At 65.6% G+C, this 18,652-nt stretch carries 27 protein-coding genes and 1 pseudogene; 15 read left to right on the forward strand and 13 right to left on the reverse strand.

The features are described 5' to 3' along the window. Positions 1–127: 127 nt before the first annotated feature. The 6 genes from NU1_RS31795 (at position 128) to NU1_RS31820 (ending at position 5,306) form a co-directional block, all read left to right on the forward strand. A complete protein-coding gene (locus NU1_RS31795) occupies positions 128–1,315 on the forward strand; it encodes a lipid-transfer protein (protein ID WP_067527169.1) in 1,188 nt (395 codons plus the stop codon). 2 nt (positions 1,316–1,317) lie between these two features. Beyond that, a complete protein-coding gene (locus NU1_RS31800; protein WP_067527170.1) occupies positions 1,318–1,776 on the forward strand; it encodes a MaoC family dehydratase N-terminal domain-containing protein in 459 nt (152 codons plus the stop codon). Continuing rightward, a complete protein-coding gene (locus tag NU1_RS31805; protein ID WP_067527171.1) occupies positions 1,773–2,183 on the forward strand; it encodes a MaoC/PaaZ C-terminal domain-containing protein in 411 nt (136 codons plus the stop codon). Before NU1_RS31800 ends, NU1_RS31805 begins: the two co-directional genes overlap by 4 nt. 15 nt (positions 2,184–2,198) lie before the next feature. Then, positions 2,199–3,029 carry an SDR family NAD(P)-dependent oxidoreductase gene (locus NU1_RS31810; protein WP_067527172.1) on the forward strand — a complete coding sequence of 277 codons (831 nt, stop codon included), beginning with the start codon at positions 2,199–2,201 and terminating at the stop codon, positions 3,027–3,029. A gap of 157 nt (positions 3,030–3,186) precedes the next feature. Continuing rightward, positions 3,187–4,050 (forward strand): alpha/beta fold hydrolase, encoded by an 864-nt coding sequence (locus NU1_RS31815; RefSeq protein ID WP_067527173.1) that lies wholly within the window; start codon positions 3,187–3,189, stop codon positions 4,048–4,050. Positions 4,051–4,112: 62 nt separating this feature from the next. After that, on the forward strand, positions 4,113–5,306 hold the full coding sequence (locus NU1_RS31820) for a TetR/AcrR family transcriptional regulator (protein ID WP_067527174.1): 1,194 nt from the start codon (positions 4,113–4,115) through the stop codon (positions 5,304–5,306). Between the two features lie 6 nt (positions 5,307–5,312). On the opposite strand, the gene yidC is transcribed toward NU1_RS31820, so the two are convergent. Then, a complete protein-coding gene (yidC, locus tag NU1_RS31825; protein ID WP_067527175.1) occupies positions 5,313–6,077 on the reverse strand; it encodes a membrane protein insertase YidC in 765 nt (254 codons plus the stop codon). 89 nt (positions 6,078–6,166) lie between these two features. Continuing rightward, positions 6,167–6,460, reverse strand: a complete 294-nt coding sequence (locus tag NU1_RS31830; protein WP_084521990.1) for a DUF6412 domain-containing protein — start codon at positions 6,458–6,460, stop codon at positions 6,167–6,169. An 86-nt stretch (positions 6,461–6,546) separates the two neighbouring features. Between NU1_RS31830 and NU1_RS31835 the strand changes: the two genes are divergently transcribed. Together NU1_RS31835 and prcB are read left to right on the forward strand one after the other, a co-directional pair. Beyond that, a complete protein-coding gene (locus tag NU1_RS31835) occupies positions 6,547–6,906 on the forward strand; it encodes a P-loop NTPase family protein (protein ID WP_169815175.1) in 360 nt (119 codons plus the stop codon). Between the two features lie 91 nt (positions 6,907–6,997). Continuing rightward, positions 6,998–7,804, forward strand: a complete 807-nt coding sequence (gene prcB / locus NU1_RS31840) for a proteasome subunit beta (protein ID WP_067527201.1) — start codon at positions 6,998–7,000, stop codon at positions 7,802–7,804. Between the two features lie 22 nt (positions 7,805–7,826). Here prcB and NU1_RS31845 read toward each other — a convergent pair. The 3 genes and pseudogenes from NU1_RS31845 to NU1_RS31855 form a co-directional block, all read right to left on the reverse strand. Beyond that, a pseudogene (locus NU1_RS31845) lies at positions 7,827–8,211 on the reverse strand (VOC family protein). Beyond that, positions 8,198–8,494, reverse strand: a complete 297-nt coding sequence (locus NU1_RS31850; RefSeq protein ID WP_067527177.1) for an ArsR/SmtB family transcription factor — start codon at positions 8,492–8,494, stop codon at positions 8,198–8,200. The pseudogene NU1_RS31845 and the gene NU1_RS31850 overlap by 14 nt, the downstream one beginning before the upstream one ends. Before the next feature lie 87 nt (positions 8,495–8,581). Continuing rightward, positions 8,582–9,598, reverse strand: a complete 1,017-nt coding sequence (locus NU1_RS31855; protein ID WP_067527178.1) for an alpha/beta fold hydrolase — start codon at positions 9,596–9,598, stop codon at positions 8,582–8,584. A gap of 68 nt (positions 9,599–9,666) precedes the next feature. Between NU1_RS31855 and NU1_RS31860 the strand changes: the two genes are divergently transcribed. Continuing rightward, on the forward strand, positions 9,667–10,839 hold the full coding sequence (locus tag NU1_RS31860) for an RNA-guided endonuclease InsQ/TnpB family protein (protein ID WP_157553308.1): 1,173 nt from the start codon (positions 9,667–9,669) through the stop codon (positions 10,837–10,839). A 56-nt stretch (positions 10,840–10,895) separates the two neighbouring features. On the opposite strand, the gene NU1_RS31865 is transcribed toward NU1_RS31860, so the two are convergent. Both NU1_RS31865 and NU1_RS31870 read right to left on the reverse strand, forming a co-directional pair. Further along, entirely contained in the window at positions 10,896–11,393 is a 498-nt protein-coding gene (locus tag NU1_RS31865) for a DinB family protein (RefSeq protein ID WP_067527180.1), read from the reverse strand. Positions 11,394–11,415: 22 nt separating this feature from the next. Beyond that, a complete protein-coding gene (locus NU1_RS31870; RefSeq protein WP_067527181.1) occupies positions 11,416–12,042 on the reverse strand; it encodes a class I SAM-dependent methyltransferase in 627 nt (208 codons plus the stop codon). Positions 12,043–12,129: 87 nt separating this feature from the next. Here NU1_RS31870 and NU1_RS31875 point away from each other — a divergent pair, with 87 nt between their 5' ends. Continuing rightward, on the forward strand, positions 12,130–12,729 hold the full coding sequence (locus tag NU1_RS31875; protein WP_067527182.1) for a helix-turn-helix domain-containing protein: 600 nt from the start codon (positions 12,130–12,132) through the stop codon (positions 12,727–12,729). A gap of 21 nt (positions 12,730–12,750) precedes the next feature. Here NU1_RS31875 and NU1_RS31880 read toward each other — a convergent pair whose 3' ends face one another. After that, positions 12,751–13,329, reverse strand: coding sequence for a dihydrofolate reductase family protein (locus tag NU1_RS31880; protein ID WP_067527183.1), 579 nt, complete (start codon positions 13,327–13,329; stop codon positions 12,751–12,753). A gap of 154 nt (positions 13,330–13,483) precedes the next feature. Between NU1_RS31880 and NU1_RS31885 the strand changes: the two genes are divergently transcribed. Continuing rightward, complete coding sequence (locus NU1_RS31885; RefSeq protein ID WP_157553310.1) at positions 13,484–13,693, forward strand: hypothetical protein; 210 nt, start codon at positions 13,484–13,486, stop codon at positions 13,691–13,693. Between the two features lie 84 nt (positions 13,694–13,777). After that, on the forward strand, positions 13,778–13,993 hold the full coding sequence (locus NU1_RS44405) for a DUF4236 domain-containing protein (protein ID WP_084521991.1): 216 nt from the start codon (positions 13,778–13,780) through the stop codon (positions 13,991–13,993). Between the two features lie 135 nt (positions 13,994–14,128). Here NU1_RS44405 and NU1_RS31890 read toward each other — a convergent pair whose 3' ends face one another. Continuing rightward, a complete protein-coding gene (locus NU1_RS31890) occupies positions 14,129–15,100 on the reverse strand; it encodes a zinc-binding dehydrogenase (protein ID WP_067527202.1) in 972 nt (323 codons plus the stop codon). 83 nt (positions 15,101–15,183) lie between these two features. On the opposite strand from NU1_RS31890, the gene NU1_RS31895 reads away from it, so the two are divergent. Both NU1_RS31895 and NU1_RS31900 read left to right on the forward strand, forming a co-directional pair. Beyond that, on the forward strand, positions 15,184–15,843 hold the full coding sequence (locus NU1_RS31895) for a TetR/AcrR family transcriptional regulator (RefSeq protein WP_170264355.1): 660 nt from the start codon (positions 15,184–15,186) through the stop codon (positions 15,841–15,843). A gap of 153 nt (positions 15,844–15,996) precedes the next feature. Continuing rightward, positions 15,997–16,194 carry a hypothetical protein gene (locus NU1_RS31900; protein WP_212762187.1) on the forward strand — a complete coding sequence of 66 codons (198 nt, stop codon included), beginning with the start codon at positions 15,997–15,999 and terminating at the stop codon, positions 16,192–16,194. A 74-nt stretch (positions 16,195–16,268) separates the two neighbouring features. On the opposite strand, the gene NU1_RS31905 is transcribed toward NU1_RS31900, so the two are convergent. Genes NU1_RS31905 through NU1_RS31910 form a run of 3 tightly spaced genes read right to left on the reverse strand, consistent with a single transcriptional unit; the run spans position 16,269 to position 17,565 of the window. Beyond that, positions 16,269–16,742 carry an NUDIX domain-containing protein gene (locus NU1_RS31905; protein WP_067527187.1) on the reverse strand — a complete coding sequence of 158 codons (474 nt, stop codon included), beginning with the start codon at positions 16,740–16,742 and terminating at the stop codon, positions 16,269–16,271. Continuing rightward, positions 16,726–16,890 (reverse strand): hypothetical protein, encoded by a 165-nt coding sequence (locus tag NU1_RS41955; protein WP_157553312.1) that lies wholly within the window; start codon positions 16,888–16,890, stop codon positions 16,726–16,728. The genes NU1_RS31905 and NU1_RS41955 overlap by 17 nt, the downstream gene beginning before the upstream one ends. Before the next feature lie 18 nt (positions 16,891–16,908). Then, positions 16,909–17,565 carry a hypothetical protein gene (locus tag NU1_RS31910; protein ID WP_067527188.1) on the reverse strand — a complete coding sequence of 219 codons (657 nt, stop codon included), beginning with the start codon at positions 17,563–17,565 and terminating at the stop codon, positions 16,909–16,911. Positions 17,566–17,583: 18 nt separating this feature from the next. Here NU1_RS31910 and NU1_RS31915 point away from each other — a divergent pair, with 18 nt between their 5' ends. After that, entirely contained in the window at positions 17,584–17,820 is a 237-nt protein-coding gene (locus tag NU1_RS31915) for a hypothetical protein (protein WP_067527189.1), read from the forward strand. Between the two features lie 88 nt (positions 17,821–17,908). Here the strand turns inward: NU1_RS31915 and NU1_RS31920 are convergent. Beyond that, on the reverse strand, positions 17,909–18,652 hold a 744-nt coding region (locus tag NU1_RS31920; RefSeq protein ID WP_218027870.1), incomplete at its 5' end, for a hypothetical protein.

Consider the following 18,652-nt stretch of genomic DNA (forward strand, 5'->3'; position numbering starts at 1 on the left):
CGTCATCGACTCCGGGTTAATCACCGGCTACCCGGAAACCCGGCTGCTAACAGTGGGATGATTGCGCGAATGGCGGATGTCGGGTTCACTAAGTGAATATCCAATAGCTTCAACGGTGAGGATCGTGATGAGTCAGCGAGTGGTCGTGGCGGGTGTGGGAATGATTCCTTTCACCACGCCGAGTCGGACCGAGTCCTACGACGTCATGGGTACGACGGCGGCACGGGCCGCATTGGCCGACGCCGGGATCGGGTACGAGAAGATCCAGCAGGCCTACGCCGGATACGTCTACGGCGATTCGACCTGCGGGCAGGCCGTGGTCTACGGCCTGGGGCAGACCGGTATTCCGGTGATCAATGTCAATAACAACTGTTCGACCGGATCGTCGGCGCTGTTCCTGGCGCGGCAGGCGGTCGAATCCGGTGCGGTGGATGTGGCCCTCGCCGTGGGCTTCGAACAAATGCAGCGCGGTGCGCTGGCCATGGGCTATACCGATCGGCCGAGCCCGATGGCTCGGTTCGACGTGGTGATGGACGAAATCCAGGAGCGCGACCAATCCCCGTTCGCCGCACAGATGTTCGGCGGTGCGGGGCGACAGTACGCGGAACGGTACGGCACCGCGCCGGAAACCTTCGCCAAGATCTCGGTGAAGTCGCGCAAGCACGCCGCCAATAACCCCTACGCGGTATTCACCGATCCGGTGACGGTCGAGGAAGTCCTTGCCTCCCCGCACATCTACGGCCCGCTGACGCGATTGCAGTGCTGCCCGCCCACCTGTGGCGCGGCCGCGGCGGTGCTGGTCAGTGAGAAGTTCGCCAAGGCCAACGGTATCGATGCCGGCGTGGTGATCAAGGCGCAGGCCATGGCCACCGACCTCCCGTCCACCTTCACCGAGAAGGATATGACGAAAATCGTCGGCTACGACATGAGCAAGGCCGCGGCACACCAGGTGTACGAGGCCTCGGGGGTCGCGCCGACCGATATCCGCGTGGTCGAACTGCACGACTGCTTCACCGCCAACGAGCTGCTCACCTACGAGGCCATCGGGCTGACCCCGGAGGGGACGGCGGAGAAGTTCATCAATGACGGCGACAACACCTATGGCGGACGGGTGGTCACCAACCCCTCCGGTGGCCTGCTGTCCAAGGGCCACCCGCTCGGCGCGACCGGCCTCGCGCAGTGCGCGGAACTGGTGTGGCAGTTGCGCGGACAGGCCGACGCGCGACAGGTCGACGGCGACCTGACGCTCGCGCTGCAACACAATATCGGGCTCGGCGGCGCCGCCGTCGTCACGCTGTACGAGAAGGTGAGCTGAGCATGGCTGTAGATCCCGCTCTGATCGGGAAAGAGTTTCCCGCAACGAGTTTGACCGTCGACGCCGGGCGGTTGCGCTTCTTCGCCAAGGCCATCGGCGAGACGAATCCGGTGTACACCGATGTCGAGGCCGCCAAGGCGGCCGGGTATGCCGATCTGCCCGCACCGCCGACCTTCCTGTTCTCCATCGAAATGGAGAGCCCCGACGCGTTCGGATTCCTGGCCGACGCGGGCGTGGACTTCCGGTTCGTTCTGCACGGCGAGCAGTCGTTCACCTACCATGCCATCGCCTACCCGGGCGATGTGCTGACCGCGACGCCGCGCATTGCCGACGTGTACAGCAAGAAGGGTGGGGCGCTCGATTTCATCGTGAAGGAAACCGCGGTCACCCGCGCCGACGGTACCGCCGTCGCCGACCTGAAATCCGTGATCGTCGTGCGCAACCCGGGAGCAGGCAAATGAGCACCCTCGAAGCAGTCGAAGTCGGCACCGAGCTGCCGCCCTTGAAGATTCGGCCCATCTCCCGCACCACCCTGGCGCTGTTCGCCGGAGCGTCCGGCGATCACAACCCGATGCATATCGATACCGACGTGGCCAAGTCCGCCGGTCTCGACGACGTCTTCGCACACGGCATGCTGTCGATGGCCTACCTCGGCCGGCTGCTCACCAATTGGGTGTCGCAGCAACAGCTTCGGTCCTACCGGGTGCGGTTCGCCGCCATTACTCCGGTGCACGGCCAACCGACCGCCACCGGCACGGTGGTCGCCATCGATGAGGTGGACGGCGAACGCCGCGCCACCCTCGAACTCGCTGTCACACTGGCTGACGGCACCGTTACATTGACCGGCGACGCTGTCGTCGCACTCTGAAAGGTATTGCGCACCATGGGAACACTTGATGGCAAGGTGGCCATTGTCTCCGGTTCGGGTCGCGGCATCGGCCGCGAGATCGCGCTGAAGCTCGCCTCCGAGGGCGCCAGCGTCGTGGTCAACGACCTCGATGCCGGACCCGCCAAGGAAACCGTCACCGCGATCGAGGCCGCGGGCGGCAAAGCCGTCGAATGTGCGGGCAGCGTCACCGAGGAAGGCTTCGCGGAGCGATTCGTGCAGACCGCCGTCGACTCCTTCGGTGGTCTCGACATCATTATCAATAACGCCGGCTACACCTGGGATTCGGTCATCCAGAAAATGACCGACGAGCAGTGGGACGCCATTCTCGACGTCCACCTCAAGGCGCCGTTCCGGATTCTGCGTGCCGCGCAGCCCGTTATCGCCGCCCAGGTGAAGAAGGCCAAGGAGGCCGGTGAACCCATTCCGTGCCGCAAAGTCGTGAATATCTCCTCCCTGGCGGGCACCGGAGGTAATGCGGGACAGGCGAATTACTCCTCGGGCAAGGCGGGCATCCTCGGTCTCACCAAAACCATCTCCAAGGAGTGGGGCCGCTACAACGTCACCGTCAACGCGGTCGCCTTCGGCATGATCAAGACCCGGCTCACCGAGGCACCCGCCGATAGTGGCGGCACCATCGATGTGCAGGGCAAGGAGATCAAGGTCGGCGTCAACCCGAACCTCCTAGCAGCCATGGAGCAGATGATCCCGCTGGGTCGTGGTGGCACACCGGAGGAGGCCGCGGGCGCGGTGTACCTGCTGTGCCTGCCGGAATCCAATTACATCAGCGGACAAACCCTGGTCTGCGGCGGCGGATTCAATATCTGAGGACCGCTACCCACAACCGCGCCGACTCCCGCATGCGGCGGCACCGTGCGGGAGCCGGTGAAGTGATGAAGGATCTGATTGCGTGCTCGCTATAGGGCGGCGCGCAACAGACATCCGTGTCTCGATCCCGGAGGCGCACGACGATGGGACCCACCCGATGAACGCACTGGCGCGTTTCGACACTCCACCCCCGATCCGGCGTGTCGGTTCCGGTGAACCGCTGCTGCTGGTGCACGGCTTCACCATGAACTGGCAGGCCTGGGGTGCGGTGATCGATGAATTGGCCACGGAATTCGATGTTCTGGCGGTCACCCTGCCCGGGCACTGGGGCGGGCCGCCGGTGACCGGATCCGCGTCCGTCGCGGGATTCGCCGACTACCTGGAACAGGTGATGGACGAGGCCGGTTGGGCGACGGCGCATTTCGCGGGCAATTCGTTGGGTGGGTACCTGTCGTTCGAACTCGGCGCGCGCGGCCGGGCTCGTTCGATCACCGGGATCGGGGTGCCGGGTTTGTGGCGGATCGGCGGCGCCGTGGCGGCGTCGGTCTCCCGCAAATTCAAGCTCATGGGTTACGGGCTGCCGCTCATTCCACTGACCAGACTCCCGATCGTCGCGCAGCTGACCCGCCTGTCGGTGCTGCGGATGCTGAGTTACCGACCGACGCGAGTGCCCGCGCCGTTGGCTGCGATCGCGATCGAATCAGCGGCGCATTGCCGTTGCTACCACGAATTTCTCGCACAGTCCGCCACTGATATCGGAAATTCCGCGGATGACGTCGGTGGCAATATTCTGGAGCGGGTCACCGCGCCGACGACGGTGGTTTTCTGCGAATACGACCGGATCGTCCCGCCTCGGCCATCGAGTGCGCGCATGGTGACCGGGCTACCGAAGGTCCGGTCGCGCACCCTGTCCGGCGTCGGCCACGTGCCGATGCTGGAAGCGCCAGCGCAGGTCGCGGCCGAGATCCGATCCACCATCCGGTTCGCTCAGTCGGGTGGGGACGCGTCGCAGCTCGGCTGATATCGGTCGGCGCGGGCCGATGAGGTAGGAATGAGGATCGCTGGCGACGGGAGGTGAAAGACATGGTGAGCGCGCCGAATCAACCGGTGGTGATCGGCCCTGCCCGGGGTACCCGACCCGCCAACCGCCGACAGCTGATTGTGGCGGCGGCAGCGGACCTGTTCTACCGCAAGGGATACACCACCGTCGGCATGGGTGAGGTCGCTGACGCGGTGGCCATCGGCCCGTCCGCGCTCTATCGGCACTTCCGCGGCAAGCAGGATCTGCTCGTGACGGTGGTCGGCGACGCGCTGCACACCATCGATTCCGCCCTGGCCGCCGCGACGGCCGACAGCATCGGGGCGAGTGTGGCCGCCGCGGCGCTCGAACATCGTGCCGTCGGGGTGTTGTGGCGGCGGGAGTCCCGGCATCTGTCCGCCGGCAACCTGTTCGCATTGCGCGAGGTCACCCATCGCGTCGTGGACCGAGTGACCGAACTGGTCCGCGTCCGCCGACCCGAGTTGGGGGCGACCGAAGCGGATCTGCTGGCCCGCTGCGTGCTCGCCATCGGCGACAGCGTCTCGTTCCACAGTCAGTCGCTACCCGAACCCGAATTCCGAACCCTGCTGGGCGAACTCATCGACGCGACCATCGACGCACCTGTTTCCCTACCCGACAATCTGTCCGCCGACACCGCGAAATCGGGTATCGCGACCACCGGCTCCCGCCGCGAAAAGATCCTCACCGAAGCCACGAAACTGTTCGCCCACAAGGGATTCGCGGGTGTCAGCATGGATGACATCGGGGCCGAAGTGGGTATCTCGGGCCCCAGTGTCTACAACCACTTCCCGACGAAGGCCGATATCCTCATCGCGGCCGTCTACCGCGGCGACGAATGGCTGCGCATGGATATGACCCGCGCCTTCGCCCAGGCGACCGACGCCCGCGACGGCCTGGACCGACTGCTGCGCAGCTACAGCGCCTTCGTCTTCGAAAACCCCCACCTCGTCCAGATTCTCCTCTCCGAGGCGGTACACCTGCCCGAGACGGAACGCCACCGCGCCCGCGCGTCACAGCGCGCCTATATCGGCGAATGGGTGAATCTCGCCCGGCAGGTGCATCCGGCATGGGGTCCGGTCGGTACTCGCATCCGGGTACAGGCCGCGCAGACCGTACTCAATGAAATCGCCCTGGCCGCCCGACTGCGCACCCGCGCCGGCGTCCCCGACGCGGTACGTGTCATCGGCACCCACCTGCTCGCGATATCCGAGGCCTGAGCCGCACTAGCCGGGTACCACGTCTGGTTGCGCACCCGTTCGTCGCGCGACGACATGCTGCTGCACCAGCGTCCACACGCTGTTCGTCGCGAAGTACACCACAATCGCCAGCGGCATGACCGCCCCGGCGATCACGGAGCCGATCGGAAATACCCACAATGATACGAATTTCATGATGTCGGCGAATTGCCCGGTCGTCGGTTCCTGCCGCCGCAATGACACACGGGCAGTGAGGTGGGTGACAACCGCCGTCAGGAGCGCGAGGGGAATCACCACCGCCGTGGTGGCCGCGAACGTGTCGGCCACCGTGGTCAACGCCGAGGTCAGTGGGGCGCCGAACACTGTCGCACTCAGGAACGACCGCACCTGATCCGCCCCGAACACATAATTCGCGGTAGCGGCGTCCTGAAACGACCGCAGCACATGGAACAGGCCGAGGAAAACCAAACCCTGAGCGACGATCGGCAAGAAACCGGTCAGCACATTGACACCGTGTTGCTGCTGAATCTTTCGCAATTCGGCCGTCCGCCGTGTCGGATCATCGGCGTAATCACGCTGAATCCGCTGCATCTCGGGTTGCGCGGCAGCCAGCGCCCGCATGAATCGCGCCTGTGCCAGAAATGGCCGCAGCAGCAACGCCCGCAATGTCATCACCAGAAATATCACCGCGAGTACCCAGGCGAGACCACTCGCCCCACCGAAGACGGCGGCAAAGGCGGTGTGCCACAACCAGAGCACAGCGGACACAGGATAGTAAACGAAATCGAGCATGGGGGACCCTTACTGGGAGACGCGCCGACATCCGGCGCGCAGGGAATAGGACAGCCGAAGCCGACCGTGCTCAATAAGGCACGGTCAGCTCAGAGCCGCCACCCCGGAGCTCGTGGACGCGGACGCCCCGCGGTATCCGGATTGCTCTGCCGCTGAAATGCCCCCCGCCGTCGGCGCGCCGACTCGGGCGGCCCGGAACTCACCGCGACCAGGGCCATCGGCCGTTTCGCAGGCAATACCGCCAGCACGGCCAGCGTCAGGACAGTGGTCGCACCAATGGCGACCAGCGATTCTGAATCCACCCCATTGGTCAGAACCATCGCCCACGTGGCAAGCATCAGCGTGACCGCCATCAGCGCCGTCACCCGAATCCACGTGAACACGACCCCGACAGTACCTGCCCGATAACGGGTCCGCCGCCCCCTGCCCGTCATCGAATTCCGAGTTCGCACGATGATGTCCGACCATGGTGGGCAAGGCAGGCACCCTGGTGGTGATCCGCGGCAACTCGGGCTCGGGCAAGAGCACCACGGCGATCGAAGTTCAGCAACGATTCGGCCGTGGTACGTGCGCGGTCGTCGCGCAGGACGTGGTGCTCGTGGCCACCACGCCACACGCGCTCTTCTACAGCTTCGATCTGACGCTGGACCAGACACTGATCCGCCACGCCGGGCGCCCACTAGCGGCATCGATTCCGGAATCGACGATGCGGCAATGGTATCGGGGCTGGCAGCCGCTCCCGTTCGTCGACGAGGTCCGCATAGACGCGGACTGGAGTCTCGATGCCATCGTGGATCGGATATATCGCGACGTGGTCGCGGTCAGGTAGTTCGGCAGGTAGCGTCGGGCGGGTAAGGCTTTGTCGGTCACGGGTATCGAGGAGGGACCGGGTGGATTTCGAGGACGGCTTTTCGCTCGATATGGGGTACTCGGTGGGATCGTTCTCCGAGTATCTGCGGCAGCACGCGCCGGAGTTGTTGCCGGGTAACCGGTTCGGTGGGCGCGGGAAAGTCGACGCTCCGCACGGGACCACGATTGTCGCGGTGGCCTATCGCGGTGGGGTGCTGCTCGCCGGGGATCGGCGGGGGACCATGGGGAATCTGCTGGCCAGCCGGGATATGGAGAAGGTGTTCATTACCGACTCCTATTCGGCGGCCGGGTTCGCGGGCACCGTCGGCGTCGCGGTCGAGATGATTCGGCTGTTCGCGGTCGAACTCGAGCACTACGAGAAGATCGAAGGTGTGCCGCTGACCTTCGACGGTAAGGCCACCAAGCTCTCGAAGATGGTGCGGGACAACCTCCCCGCCGCCTTGCAGGACCTGGCGGTGGTGCCGGTGCTGGTCGGCTACGACCTCAATGCCACCGATCCCCGCAAGGTCGGCCGCATCGTCTCCTACGACGTCGTCGGCGGTCGCACCGAGGAACATTTCGGATACGCGGCGATCGGATCCGGTTCGCTGTTCGCGAAATCCTCACTCAAGAAGACCTACACCCCCGACATCGACGAGGACCGCGCACTGCGACTCGTTGTGGAAGCGCTCTTCGATGCCGCCGACGACGACACCGCGACCGGCGGCCCGGACATTATGCGCGGCATCTATCCGACCGCGATCGTGGTGAATGCCGAAGGAGCCGAAGAGGTTTCGGAGCAACGACTCACCGAGACAGCACGTGCCTTCCTCGACGAGCGAACCGCCGCCACCGAAGATTCCCCGACCTCGCACTGATATCGCTCGCGGTCTATGCGGTTCAGGCCGCAGTGACTATCTGGATCAGATTCCCGCGAGTGTCGTCGAAGACCGCCGTGGTCACCGGCCCGGTCTCGAGCGGTTCCTGGGTGAACATCACCCCGTGTCGGCGCAGGCGCTCATATTCCGCCCGCACATCCGCGACCTGGAGACGCGATCGGAATGCCGTCTGCGGCCAGCCCCTCCTTGTAGGACTTGACCACGGGGTGCCTATCCGGTTCGAGCAGTAGCTCCGCGCCCTCGGGGTCCTCCGGTGCGACGACCGACAGCCACCGGTCCGCACCCAGTGGGATGTCGTGCTTGGTGGTGAAACCGAGTACATCGGTGTAGAAGTCGAGGGCTTTCTGCTGGTCGTCGACGAATACGCTGGTCCTATGGATCCGCACGGTTGCTCTCCTTTCCTGGTGGCCGCCACCGTTCGAAGATGGCGGCCAGGGGAGTGGTGTCGAGGTGGTGGAACTTGTACCGCCCCTGCTTGCGCGTGGTGATCAGCCCGGCCTCCTCCAGCACCGCCAGATGCTGGGAGACGGCCTGCCGGGTCAGGGTCACCTGATGCCGACTCGTCAGGCGGACACAGATCTCGAACAGGGTTTGCCCGTCGTGCTCGGTGAGCTCGTCGAGAATGGTCCGCCGGGTGGGATCGGCGAGGGCCTTGAAGAGATCACCCATGAGTACGACGTTAGGCAAGTGGCGACTTGCCTGTCAAGGATCGTCCGTCGATCGTGCTGTCCAGGTCGACCAGCGCCACCGAGACGGTTATCCGTCGAGGAAGCGCAGCAACTCCGCGATGACGAACTGGGGGTTCTCCTCGACGAGCCAGTGGCCCGCGTTCGGCACGTCGACTGCCCGCACAATATTGGTCATGCGTGGGGCCGTGGTGGCTCGAACCGGGTCGAGTTGGCCCTGGGCCGTCATGAGCAGGGCCGGGACGTCGGTCGGTGCGGCCGCGATGGTGTCGCTGACATCCTGGTCCAGCGCGCGATAGAGCTCGAACCCGCCGGACAGCACCTCGGGTCGGCTGTAAGTCCGTGCGTACTCGTCGATTTCGGCGTCGGTGAACGGCGAACGATCCGAGGTGCCGCCGAAAGCCGTTCCGCCGTACGAGACCTGCGGGTAGAACAGGGCCAGGTACTCGCGGACATCGTCGCCGACCACCGCCTCGGGCACCCGTCGCTGCGAATGGAAGGCGATGTGCCAGCTCATGGTGCGATAGGTGGGTGCGTCGATCGCGGGCCCGGGCAGCGGCAGGTCGAGGTAGCCCAGACGTGCGGTGTCGGAGGGGAATTGGCTGGCGTACTGGAACGCCACCGCCGCGCCGAAGTCGTGGCCGATGACACGGGCGTCGCGCACCCCGAGCCGGTCGGCGATCAGAGTGTGGACGTACCGTGCCAATGTCGCCTTGTCGTAGCCGATAGGCGATCCGGTGCTATCTCCCAACCCGGGCAGGTCGACGGCGTAAACGGTGTGATGCTCGGCGAGCGCGGGCATGATCGGCCACCACCCGTACCAGGTCTGGGGCCAACCGTGCAGCAGTACCACCGGTGAGCCACTGCCGCCGGTCACGTAATGCATTCGGACACCGTCGATATCGGCGAACTCGTGTCGGAAGGTGTTGTCGAACTGCGGATCCGACTGCGTGGCAACGGCGTAGGCGGGAACATCGGCGGTGGTCGTTGTCCCGGAGCAGGCGGTGGCGATCGTGAGCAGGGCGGAGAGGGTGACTGTTGCCGCAATCCGCGTGATTCGCGGGAACGGGCGCGCTGGCGTGGTCATCGTGTGTTCGGCGCGGATACTCTCGTCTACGAGGGTGAGGAAGCGCCGTCCTCCCTTTCGTGTCGGTGGTGGCGGTTAAGGTTTTCGGTGTGGATGAGGTGGTGCGGTACAGTTTCCGGTTGCGGCCCGGCCGCACTGCCGAAGCCGTGCTGCGCTGCGAGTGGCATCGCTGCCGGTTCCTGTGGAACGAAGCAGTCAATCAGCAGAGGTCGGGTCTGAAGCCGACCTTCGGGAAACTCAGCAAGCTCCTGACCGAGGCCCGCGCACACAGCGCCTGGTTGGCAGAGGGTTCGCAAGTGGCGCAACAGCAAACGCTGCGGACCTATGCGCAAGCGCTCACGCAGTCGTTCACTGTCAAGGGCCGGAGGCGGCCGGTATTCAAGGCTCGCAAGCGGTCCCAGGTGTCGTTGGAATACACCCGACGCGGCTTCACCCTCACTGATGGGCGTCTGGTGTTGGCGAAGGGCGTCAGTATTGCGGTGGTGTGGTCGAGGGAGTTGCCGTCCGAACCGACGAGTGTGCGGATCACCCAGGATTCGTTGGGGCATTGGTATGCCTCGTTCGTCGTGCGCCGCACCATCGAGCCCGTCCCTGCCACCGAGGGCGGCATCGGTATCGACTGGGGCGTGAAAACCACCGCCACCACGACCGATCCCGCGTTCGATTTGCCCTACCGCGGGCACCGCGCTCGGTGTGCGGCCGAACTGGCCCGGGCGCAACGCAAAACGGCCAGACGGCATCGCACACGCGGTTCGCAGTCGCGCGGGTATCAGCGGGCCGCAGGTGCGGTCGCGAAGCTGCACAAGAAGGCGGCCCGGCAGACCCGACATGATGCGCGGGTGTGGGCCAAGGGTGTGGTTGGTAACCATGATGTGATCGCGGTGGAGGATTTCGAACCGAGGTTTCTGGCGAAGTCGTCGATGGCGCGCAAGGCCGCCGATGCGGCGATCGGCGCGGCGAAGCGGGAGTTGATCGAGCGTGGCGAGCGGGCCGGCCGGAGGGTGGTGTTGGTGCGGCCCGCGTACACGACCATGACGTGTTCGAGTTGTTTCGCGAGAGCCAAGCAACGACTCGAACTCGGCGAGAGAACTTTCCGGTGCCACGCCTGCGGATTCACCGCTGACCGAGACTGGAACGCCGCCAGGGTGATTCTGCCTGTGGCAGAGCGCGGCCACACACGTGTCGAGGATGTCAGCCAATTGGATCACCGCCTTCCGGTGGTGGGTTCGGTTGCGGTCTGAGCGTGAAATCTCCTGCCTTCAGGCAGGGGAAGCGTTAAATGTCCTTCTTCGGGGAGTCAGCGCCCGGTCGCGCCGTCGATCAGTTCGCGAAGGATGTCCGCGTGCCCGGCATGGCGTCCGGTCTCCTCGATCATGTGGGTGAGCGCCCAGCGAACACTGGGAGCCGGACGCCCCGGCCGCGACCGGGGCACCGGTGCGCCGAGATCGGTGCAGCCATCGAGCACCTCGTTCGCTCGCTCGACCGTTTCGCGGTAGCGGGCGACGACATCGGCGACGCTGTCCTCCGGTGCTGCCCGGAATGTCGCCTGCCAGTCGGTCACGGTGTCCCCGAGGAATATCGAGCGTTCGACGCAGGTCAGATGCGTGAGCAGTCCGAGCAGATTCGTGCCCGACGGCACGGTGGCCGTGCGCACCTGCGGTTCGGGCGCGCCGTCGACCTTCGCGGCGATCGCCGTGCGGAGATAGTCGAGAAATGCGCGCAGGGTCTCGGACTCGGTGTTCCCCGCGCGTGGCGGCGGGCTGTCGAGACGTTTGCGTCGGGCGGTGGCGGGCATGGTGGCCTCCTTCGTGCGCGGGTCAGTCAGCGCGGCGGATGAGCAGAACGTGATCGGTGACCTCGGCGGTGCGTCCATCCGGGCCCATCGCGATCCGGCGGGAAGCCTCGGCCCGCTCGACCGTCCACCCCGCCGGATCCAGGTCGATTCCATCAGCGACCTGCTGCGGGCTCGGGTACCGGACCTCGGGATCTTGGTTCCATGACCAAGGCGCGGTCGACCCGTGATCGACCACCAATAGCCGCCCGCCCGGACGCAGCGCGTGCGCGGCCCGGCGCAGGACGGCGTCCCGGTCCATATCGAGCGGGGTGTGCAGGTAGTGCGCGCAGATCAGGTCGAATCGGCCCGGTGGGAAGGACTCGCGCAGGTCATAACGCTCGGCCACGACCCGATCACCCAGGCCGTGCGCGCGGGCGAGGTCGGCGAGCCGGGCGACCGCCACCGCCGAGACGTCGACGGCGGTGACCCGCCAGCCCCGGCGGGCGAGCCACAGTGCGTCACCGCCGTTCCCGCATCCGAGATCCAACACATTGCCCGGTTGCAGACTCGAAACCGCTTCGCCGAGACAGTAATTCGGCTGCGGGTCGGTGGCAGCCGGTCGGGCGGCGTAGACGCCGTCCCAGAACGAATCCACCTCGGTGGCGCTCATGGGAACTCCTTTGGTCGGGATGCGACCAGTATTTCCAGACCCCCAACGTCCTGGCACGCAATCTTGCCGCTTTGGCAAGATGGCCGCGTGGACCCTGAAACCGACGAGGTACTCGACGCGGTGGGCCCGCGGCTGCGTGCCCTGCGCCGCGCCCGTGGCATCACCCTGACCGACCTCGCCCACCGCACCGGGGTGTCGGAAAGTACGCTGTCGCGGCTGGAGAGCGGTCAGCGCCGGGCCACCCTGGAGCTACTGCTGCCCCTCGCCCGCGTCTACGACATCCCCCTGGACGACCTCGTCGGTGCCCCGCGCACCGGTGACCCCCGAATTCACCTCAAGCCGATCCGGCGAGCAGGCATGATCTTCGTACCGCTGTCTCGGCAGCCGGGCGGCGTGCACGCCTTCAAGATGATCATCCCCGCCCAACCGAAACCACTCGAACCGACCCCGCAGACCCACGACGGCTTCGAATGGCTGTATGTACTCAACGGGCGTCTGCGGCTGATAGTCGGCGACCGCGACCTGATACTGCCGCCGGGCGAGGCCGCCGAGTTCGACACATCCCTCCCACACTGGCTGGGCAGCGCCGACGGCGCTGCCGTCGAACTCCTGATCCTGTTCGGCCTGAACGGAATACGCGCGCACGTGCGCCCCGACCACCGGGAGAACGCCCGCCCATCTCCCTGACGGGACGGGCGCGCGGTGGACTCAGATATGCGGAGTGGGCCGGTAGATGAGCTCTTGGATATCGCCGTCGAGTGTCCGGCTCTCGATCAGCTCGAGATCGAAGTCCGCCGCTCCCCGGAAGATTGGGTCCAGTCCGGTAGTCCCGGTGATTACCGGAAAGAGCGTCACCTGTACGCGATCGACCAGTCCGGCGTCCAGCAGCGCCCGGTTCATCGACAGGCTGCCATGGGAGCGCAACGGCACCTCGGACTCCTTCTTGAGCCGGGCGACGACATCGACGGCATCGCCGCTCGCGACCGACGCATCCGGCCAGTCGAGGGGCTCTTCGAGGGTGGATGACACCACCGTCGCCGGCAGGTTCCGCATCCGGGTGACCCAGGCATCACGCACCTCGGATCCCTCGGTACTCGACGCCAGCATCTGCGCGAACGCCCGATAGGTATTGGCCCCGAAAACCATCCGCTGTTCCTCGCCGTACAGGGCGAGGCGGTGGTCGAGCAGCTCGGGGCCCTGTTTTCCCCAGTAACCGGTCCAGTTACCGCCAGCGGCGCCGAAGCCGTCGAGACTGGAAAAAACATCGAATGTGTAGGTGGCAGACATGATGCTCCTCGAGTGCGACTGATCGGGTGTATATAGAGACGAGAAACCACGGCGAAACTCATCGCCGCGCCGCATGCCCGACCTGGACTCGGGCCGCCGTTCAGGTCGAGGCGGCCCGGTCAGTGCTCTGTCCCAGCACATTTAGTCTCGGCACATGGCAGATACCTCCGGTACGCCGATGACAGACGCGGAGATCAGGCAGTTCTTCACCCTGCTCCAGCGATGGTGTGACAGCGAACTCGACCAGTTCGCCAACCTGATCGTCCCCACTCGATGGGGCGATGTGTATGCCGATTTCGGCCGCGAGCGCCCTCCCGAGCATCCCGTCGAACTATACGAGCGACTGCCCGCAGACGGTGTGTGAACTAACACTCGACTTCGCGACAGCGCGAAGATCGTCGGAGGGACACCGGAAGCCGAAGATTCACTTGGTAATTCGAGGGTATGCATCTCCCGAGAAAGGAGGCTCGAATGTCTTTTCGCCTTCCGCAAGAGCTTCAAGATCTTCCCCGGCGTGCGCCTCAATATCAACCGCGGCTCCCTGTCGATCACCACCGGTAGCCGCGGCGGACCCCCGGCACACCAGCACCCCGGCCGCGAAACCACCTCCATGAACCTCCCCGGCCCCCTCGGTTGGCGTCGCACCCGTCGCCGGAGGCGCTGAATGTGGCTGCAATCGGCGATGATCGACTCGGGTACGCCTGCATTCGATCTCTGGCACCGTCCGCTATGGCCGGTTCGAACCGTGCGGGCAGCGGCATGCGCGTGCGCTGTTTTGTCGGGTGAGCACCGATCTGGTCTAGCTCCGTGGCGCTGTGAGCGCGATCCTGCCGAACACCTCGCCCGCTTCCATTTTCTGGTGGGCCAGAACCGCCTGTTCCAAAGGAAGTGCTTCGTGCACAACGGCTTTCAGCTCGCCACGACTGGCGGCAGTGAACAGTTCGGTGGTCGCGGCGCGTCGCTCGGCTGCGGGTACGGTGTCGGCGCTGAAGGTGGCGAACGACATCGACTTCCGGAACGCCGCGACCAGCTCCATGCCGAAGTCGGCCGGTGGCATACCTGCCATTGCGCCGACGGCCACCATGCGACCGTTCGGCGCGAGCCTGGCGAAGAAGGAGGGCAGATCCGCGCCGACGACGATATCGAGGATGACGTCGTAGTCCGCGGGAGCATCCGGTGCACCCCGGCCGAGCCGGTCCAGCACATGCGTCGCACCCAGTTCGCGCAGGCGCTCGCCGCGCTCGGCCGAGGATGTCGTGACCGCCACCGCACCCGCACCGCCGCGCGCCGCGAGCTGGACCGCCATGACGCCGATACCACCGGCCGCGCCGCGCACCAGCACCGATTCGCCGGGCTCGAAATGCGCATGGCGCAAAGCGAAGTGGGCCACCATGGCCGAGCTGCCGAGGGTCACCGCAGCGGCCGCGGACAGGTCCGTGGGAAGAGCGACGAGTGTCTCGGCCGATGCGACGGCCCGTTCGGCATAGCCGCCGCTCTCACCGGTGTGCGCCCACACGCGCCGACCGACCCATGCGGTATCTACGCCCTCACCGACCTCGGTCACGGTGCCCGCGACCTCGATGCCGAGGATGTGACCGGGTGTGCCGCCGTACGTGGCCAGCGCGCCGCTTCGGATCAAGGCGTCGAGACCGCCGACGCCGATCGCCTCGGTGGTGATCAACACCTGCCCGGCGGCCGGACGCGGGTCGGGGAGGTCGGCGACCGTGAGCACCTCGGGACCTCCGAATTCCTGGACCATCACTGCTTTCACCGGTTTCTCCATGTCCTTCTCGATCGGGAACCAACCAGCGGACCGTAACGGACGCCCCCGTCCGTTTAGCTAAAGTGAGAGCGGTGACTGCTCAATTGCCTCACGAACTGCGTTCGGACGCGCGTGACAATCGGGAACGCATCCTCGAGGCGGCTCGCACGATATTCGTCAGCACCGGCCTGGACGTGCCGATGCGGGAGATCGCCCGTCGCGCCGGGGTCGGACCCGCGACCCTCTACCGCCATTTCCCGACCAAGGAGACGCTGGTCGCGGCGGCGTTCACCGATCAGATGCACGCCTGCCGATCCCTCGTGGACGAGGGTCTCGCCGACCCCGATCCCTGGCGCGGCTTCTGCCGCACGATCGAGAAGCTCAGCGAGCTGCAAGCACGCGACCACGGCTTCACCGCGGCCTTCATGTCCACCTACCCGCACGCGCTGGATTTCGCGGCAATCCGCACCTCCGCGCTGACCGCCGCCGCCGAACTGATCCGCCGCGCCAAGGACACCGGGCACCTGCACCCCGACGTAATGGTCGACGACCTCATCCTCATGATCATGGCCAACAACGGCATTCACGCGACCACGCCGACAGCCCGCCTCGCGGCCTCGCGACGCTTCGCCGCACTCATGATCCAAGCGTTTCGGGCTTCCCCGGGTTCCGCGCCGCTGCCGCCGCTACCACGATTGGTGCCCGCGGTGTCGGCACCCCGCCCCGAATCCAACCGGCCGAGCACGCGGTGACCGGGCGAGTTGTGTTGTGGCGTCGCTGTATTGAAGAGTTCAGTGGTTCAGGTCTTCCGCCGTTCCGCCGCGCCTCGCGGCGGGACGAATTGCTGGCCCGGTCCGGCGGAATCCCCGATTGCCGTTGCCATGCCGCACCAACACACTGACCATGTGAACGAGACCTCGGTAGACGAACTCATCCTCGCTGAGAAGATTCTCCCGGCGCTCCAAAGCATTCAGGACGAACTGGGCTGCAGTCTGAGCGAAGCCATCGCCGAGTTCTCGCTGCGCTACAACCGGCTGCGCATCGATCGGCCGGACGACTTCACATTGCCGCACGGAGAATACGGACGCAACGTCTACACGTGAGAGTGTTCGTTCCCGCCTGTGCGCGGTGTATTCGCCGACCGAATTACCGTGCTGTCCTTGTGCACTGGCATTCGTCAGCCCAGGTAGGGCTGTGCGCGCTGTTCCGAGTGATGTTGCAGGCGCAGCCGAACCGTGTCGTGAACCGGCAGTTCAGCGAGTTCTTCCCGGCGAACGAAGCGGACCTCAGTGGACTCGTCGCTGACCGCGATCTGTCCTCCGCGGACGCGGCCATAAAAGGTGATACTGAATTCCTGCCGGATCTCTCCATCCGCATACGCGATGACGTGCGTCGGATCGGTATAGATGCCGAGCAGTCCTACGATTTCGACATCGAGGCCGGACTCTTCCTTGGTTTCCCGCACCACGCATTGCTCGAGAGTCTCTCCGATCTCCATGACGCCACCCGGCAACGACCAGTTCCCCGAGTCACTGCGGCGTTGCATGAGAATCGCTCCATGCTCGTCCACGACGAGCGCGGATCCACCCGGTACAAGGCTGTTGGCTTTGGGCGCGTTGGGATCTCGGTAGTAGTCACGCCGTCTGCTCATCGAACGCTCCTTGCCAATAGGGAGTGGAGGTGTCCCAAATCTGTTCGAGCAGCGAAGAATCCCAGGAGATTCGCTCGTCGATGAACTCGCGCGTGATGGCCGTGAGCTGCAGCGCTGAGATCGCATTGCCCCCTTCTGAATTCACCACGCGGCCCAGCCGTGGTGGTCAGGGTGTCGGCGCGGCCGGTGTTTCGACCGCTATTTCACCACCCAGTTCGTAGCCGCCTCCCAGCTGTAGGTGGTCTCCACTCCAGAACCGTCCCGGGTCATACCAGCTGGCGGAACGGTTTTGCGGCAGCAGTCCCATCGACTGGTAGGTCGTGGCCACGATCTCGGCGCAGTAGGCGGTTTCGAGTTCCTTGGCGGCCGGTGGGCCCGATCGGCGGCGGGGGAGGTGGGCTCGGCCGCGGAGCCAGCGGCCGGCGAGGCCGGCGGTGGAGGGGAAGGGGGTGCCGTCGAGTCGGGCGATGGTGCGCAGCAGGCTGTCTTCCATCTCTCGCGTTGCCGGACGGTTCAATTGGCGCAACCAGGCCTGCTGGTCGTAGCGGTGTGCCCACACCATGACGGCGTCGCGCAGATTGTGGAGCTGGACGCCGCGGTGGGTGGCTCCCGACCACATGTCGGGCAGTGATCGGCCGAGCTCCGCATGCCAGATCAGCGCCGGCATGTCATCGAGTACGACCGACATGCCGACATGGTTCACCGGACTGTTCGTCGTCATCCGAATCGCCCGGTCGGCCGCCGAATGCCCGCGAAACAACCAGATGTCACCCGTCCTGGTGATCTCGAGCGCTCGATCGAGACTGATGCTCGTCCCCGTCATACCAGTAGCGTATGCGGTATGCGGTGGTGGAAGGCAGTGGGATTGGCGGGGGCGGCCGGTGTGGTGGCGACCGGTGTGGTGGTCGTGCGTGCGGAACGTCGCCGCCGCGCCTACACACCGGATCAGGTCCGCGAACAATTGCACGAGCGGTTCGCGCAGGCACTCGCCGCCGAGGCAGCCGCCGAAACCGCCACTCCGGCACCTCAGGAGGCCCCTGGGCTTCGGGGGCGCATCCGACGTCTGTTTCGCCGCTGACCGCTGGGGGACAGGGGACGAGCTGCCGCACGGTGCCGACCGACTGCGCCGTGCGGCTGGGAACTCCGGTCCGGAGAAACGGTCGAATTCAGAGGGCCGCCGGGGCGGTGACTCGATGCACCCGGCAGTACTCCACGTGCAGCCACTGCGGCAAACCGTCTACTGAGATCTCGGCGCAGCAGTGGGCGTCCGGCCGCTCATGCATGTGCTGCGGACACTCCTCGACCAGTTCGCGCAGCGCGTATCCTTCGACTTCGAATGCTGTCCTGCTGCCGACCAGGAATAGGGTGTCAGCGGTAATATCGTGCCGCAGAATATCTTTGAACTCGCGATGGTATCGCGCGGCGAAGACGGCTCCCAGATCCGCTGCCTGCGGTAACCCGCGGCAGGTCACGGTGTGCGGCCGCCCGCTACCGAGCTTGGCGCGCAACTCTTTCCACCGGGATACTGGGAATCGCAGGCTGTGACGGAGTAACACCAGATCCAGCGGCGGCTCCTTGCCGCTGCCGTAGATATTGCATCCGACACCGTTGTGCCGCAACGGAAGGTACACAATCGTGTGCGGCGAGCGAGCCGCCAGCGACCATGCCATGCCCAGCGTCAACGCGGCGGCTTTGTCGACGGTTATCTGCGCACCGTGATACCCCTCGTGCAGCGGCGCGTGCCCGATCGGCCGCGCGGGCCGAACCACCCGATATTCGTTGCGCCCCAACCGCACCGTGCTGACCAGCGTGCGCCAACGCTGCCCCTGTAGCCGCATGCCCCTCCTCGAGTCCTGTGGGGGCGAACGGTAGGTCAGCGTGCACACGCTGGACAAGCGGATTCCGACCCT

The sequence above is a fragment of the Nocardia uniformis NBRC 13702 genome, assembly GCF_001613345.1.
Classification (GTDB): domain Bacteria; phylum Actinomycetota; class Actinomycetes; order Mycobacteriales; family Mycobacteriaceae; genus Nocardia; species Nocardia uniformis.

Bases quoted from the DNA above. Each gene is read 5' to 3' on its own strand.
- NU1_RS31795 (WP_067527169.1), top strand. From the start codon at position 128: ATGAGTCAGCGAGTGGTCGTGGCGGGTGTGGGAATGATTCCTTTCACC.
- NU1_RS31800 (WP_067527170.1), top strand. From the start codon at position 1,318: ATGGCTGTAGATCCCGCTCTGATCGGGAAAGAGTTTCCCGCAACGAGT.
- NU1_RS31805 (WP_067527171.1), top strand. From the start codon at position 1,773: ATGAGCACCCTCGAAGCAGTCGAAGTCGGCACCGAGCTGCCGCCCTTG.
- NU1_RS31810 (WP_067527172.1), top strand. From the start codon at position 2,199: ATGGGAACACTTGATGGCAAGGTGGCCATTGTCTCCGGTTCGGGTCGC.
- NU1_RS31815 (WP_067527173.1), top strand. From the start codon at position 3,187: ATGAACGCACTGGCGCGTTTCGACACTCCACCCCCGATCCGGCGTGTC.
- NU1_RS31820 (WP_067527174.1), top strand. From the start codon at position 4,113: ATGGTGAGCGCGCCGAATCAACCGGTGGTGATCGGCCCTGCCCGGGGT.
- yidC (WP_067527175.1), bottom strand. From the start codon at position 6,077: ATGCTCGATTTCGTTTACTATCCTGTGTCCGCTGTGCTCTGGTTGTGG.
- prcB (WP_067527201.1), top strand. From the start codon at position 6,998: ATGGGGTACTCGGTGGGATCGTTCTCCGAGTATCTGCGGCAGCACGCG.
- NU1_RS31850 (WP_067527177.1), bottom strand. From the start codon at position 8,494: ATGGGTGATCTCTTCAAGGCCCTCGCCGATCCCACCCGGCGGACCATT.
- NU1_RS31855 (WP_067527178.1), bottom strand. From the start codon at position 9,598: ATGACCACGCCAGCGCGCCCGTTCCCGCGAATCACGCGGATTGCGGCA.
- NU1_RS31865 (WP_067527180.1), bottom strand. From the start codon at position 11,393: ATGCCCGCCACCGCCCGACGCAAACGTCTCGACAGCCCGCCGCCACGC.
- NU1_RS31870 (WP_067527181.1), bottom strand. From the start codon at position 12,042: ATGAGCGCCACCGAGGTGGATTCGTTCTGGGACGGCGTCTACGCCGCC.
- NU1_RS31880 (WP_067527183.1), bottom strand. From the start codon at position 13,329: ATGTCTGCCACCTACACATTCGATGTTTTTTCCAGTCTCGACGGCTTC.
- NU1_RS31885 (WP_157553310.1), top strand. From the start codon at position 13,484: ATGGCAGATACCTCCGGTACGCCGATGACAGACGCGGAGATCAGGCAG.
- NU1_RS31905 (WP_067527187.1), bottom strand. From the start codon at position 16,742: ATGAGCAGACGGCGTGACTACTACCGAGATCCCAACGCGCCCAAAGCC.
- NU1_RS31910 (WP_067527188.1), bottom strand. From the start codon at position 17,565: ATGACGGGGACGAGCATCAGTCTCGATCGAGCGCTCGAGATCACCAGG.
- NU1_RS31915 (WP_067527189.1), top strand. From the start codon at position 17,584: ATGCGGTGGTGGAAGGCAGTGGGATTGGCGGGGGCGGCCGGTGTGGTG.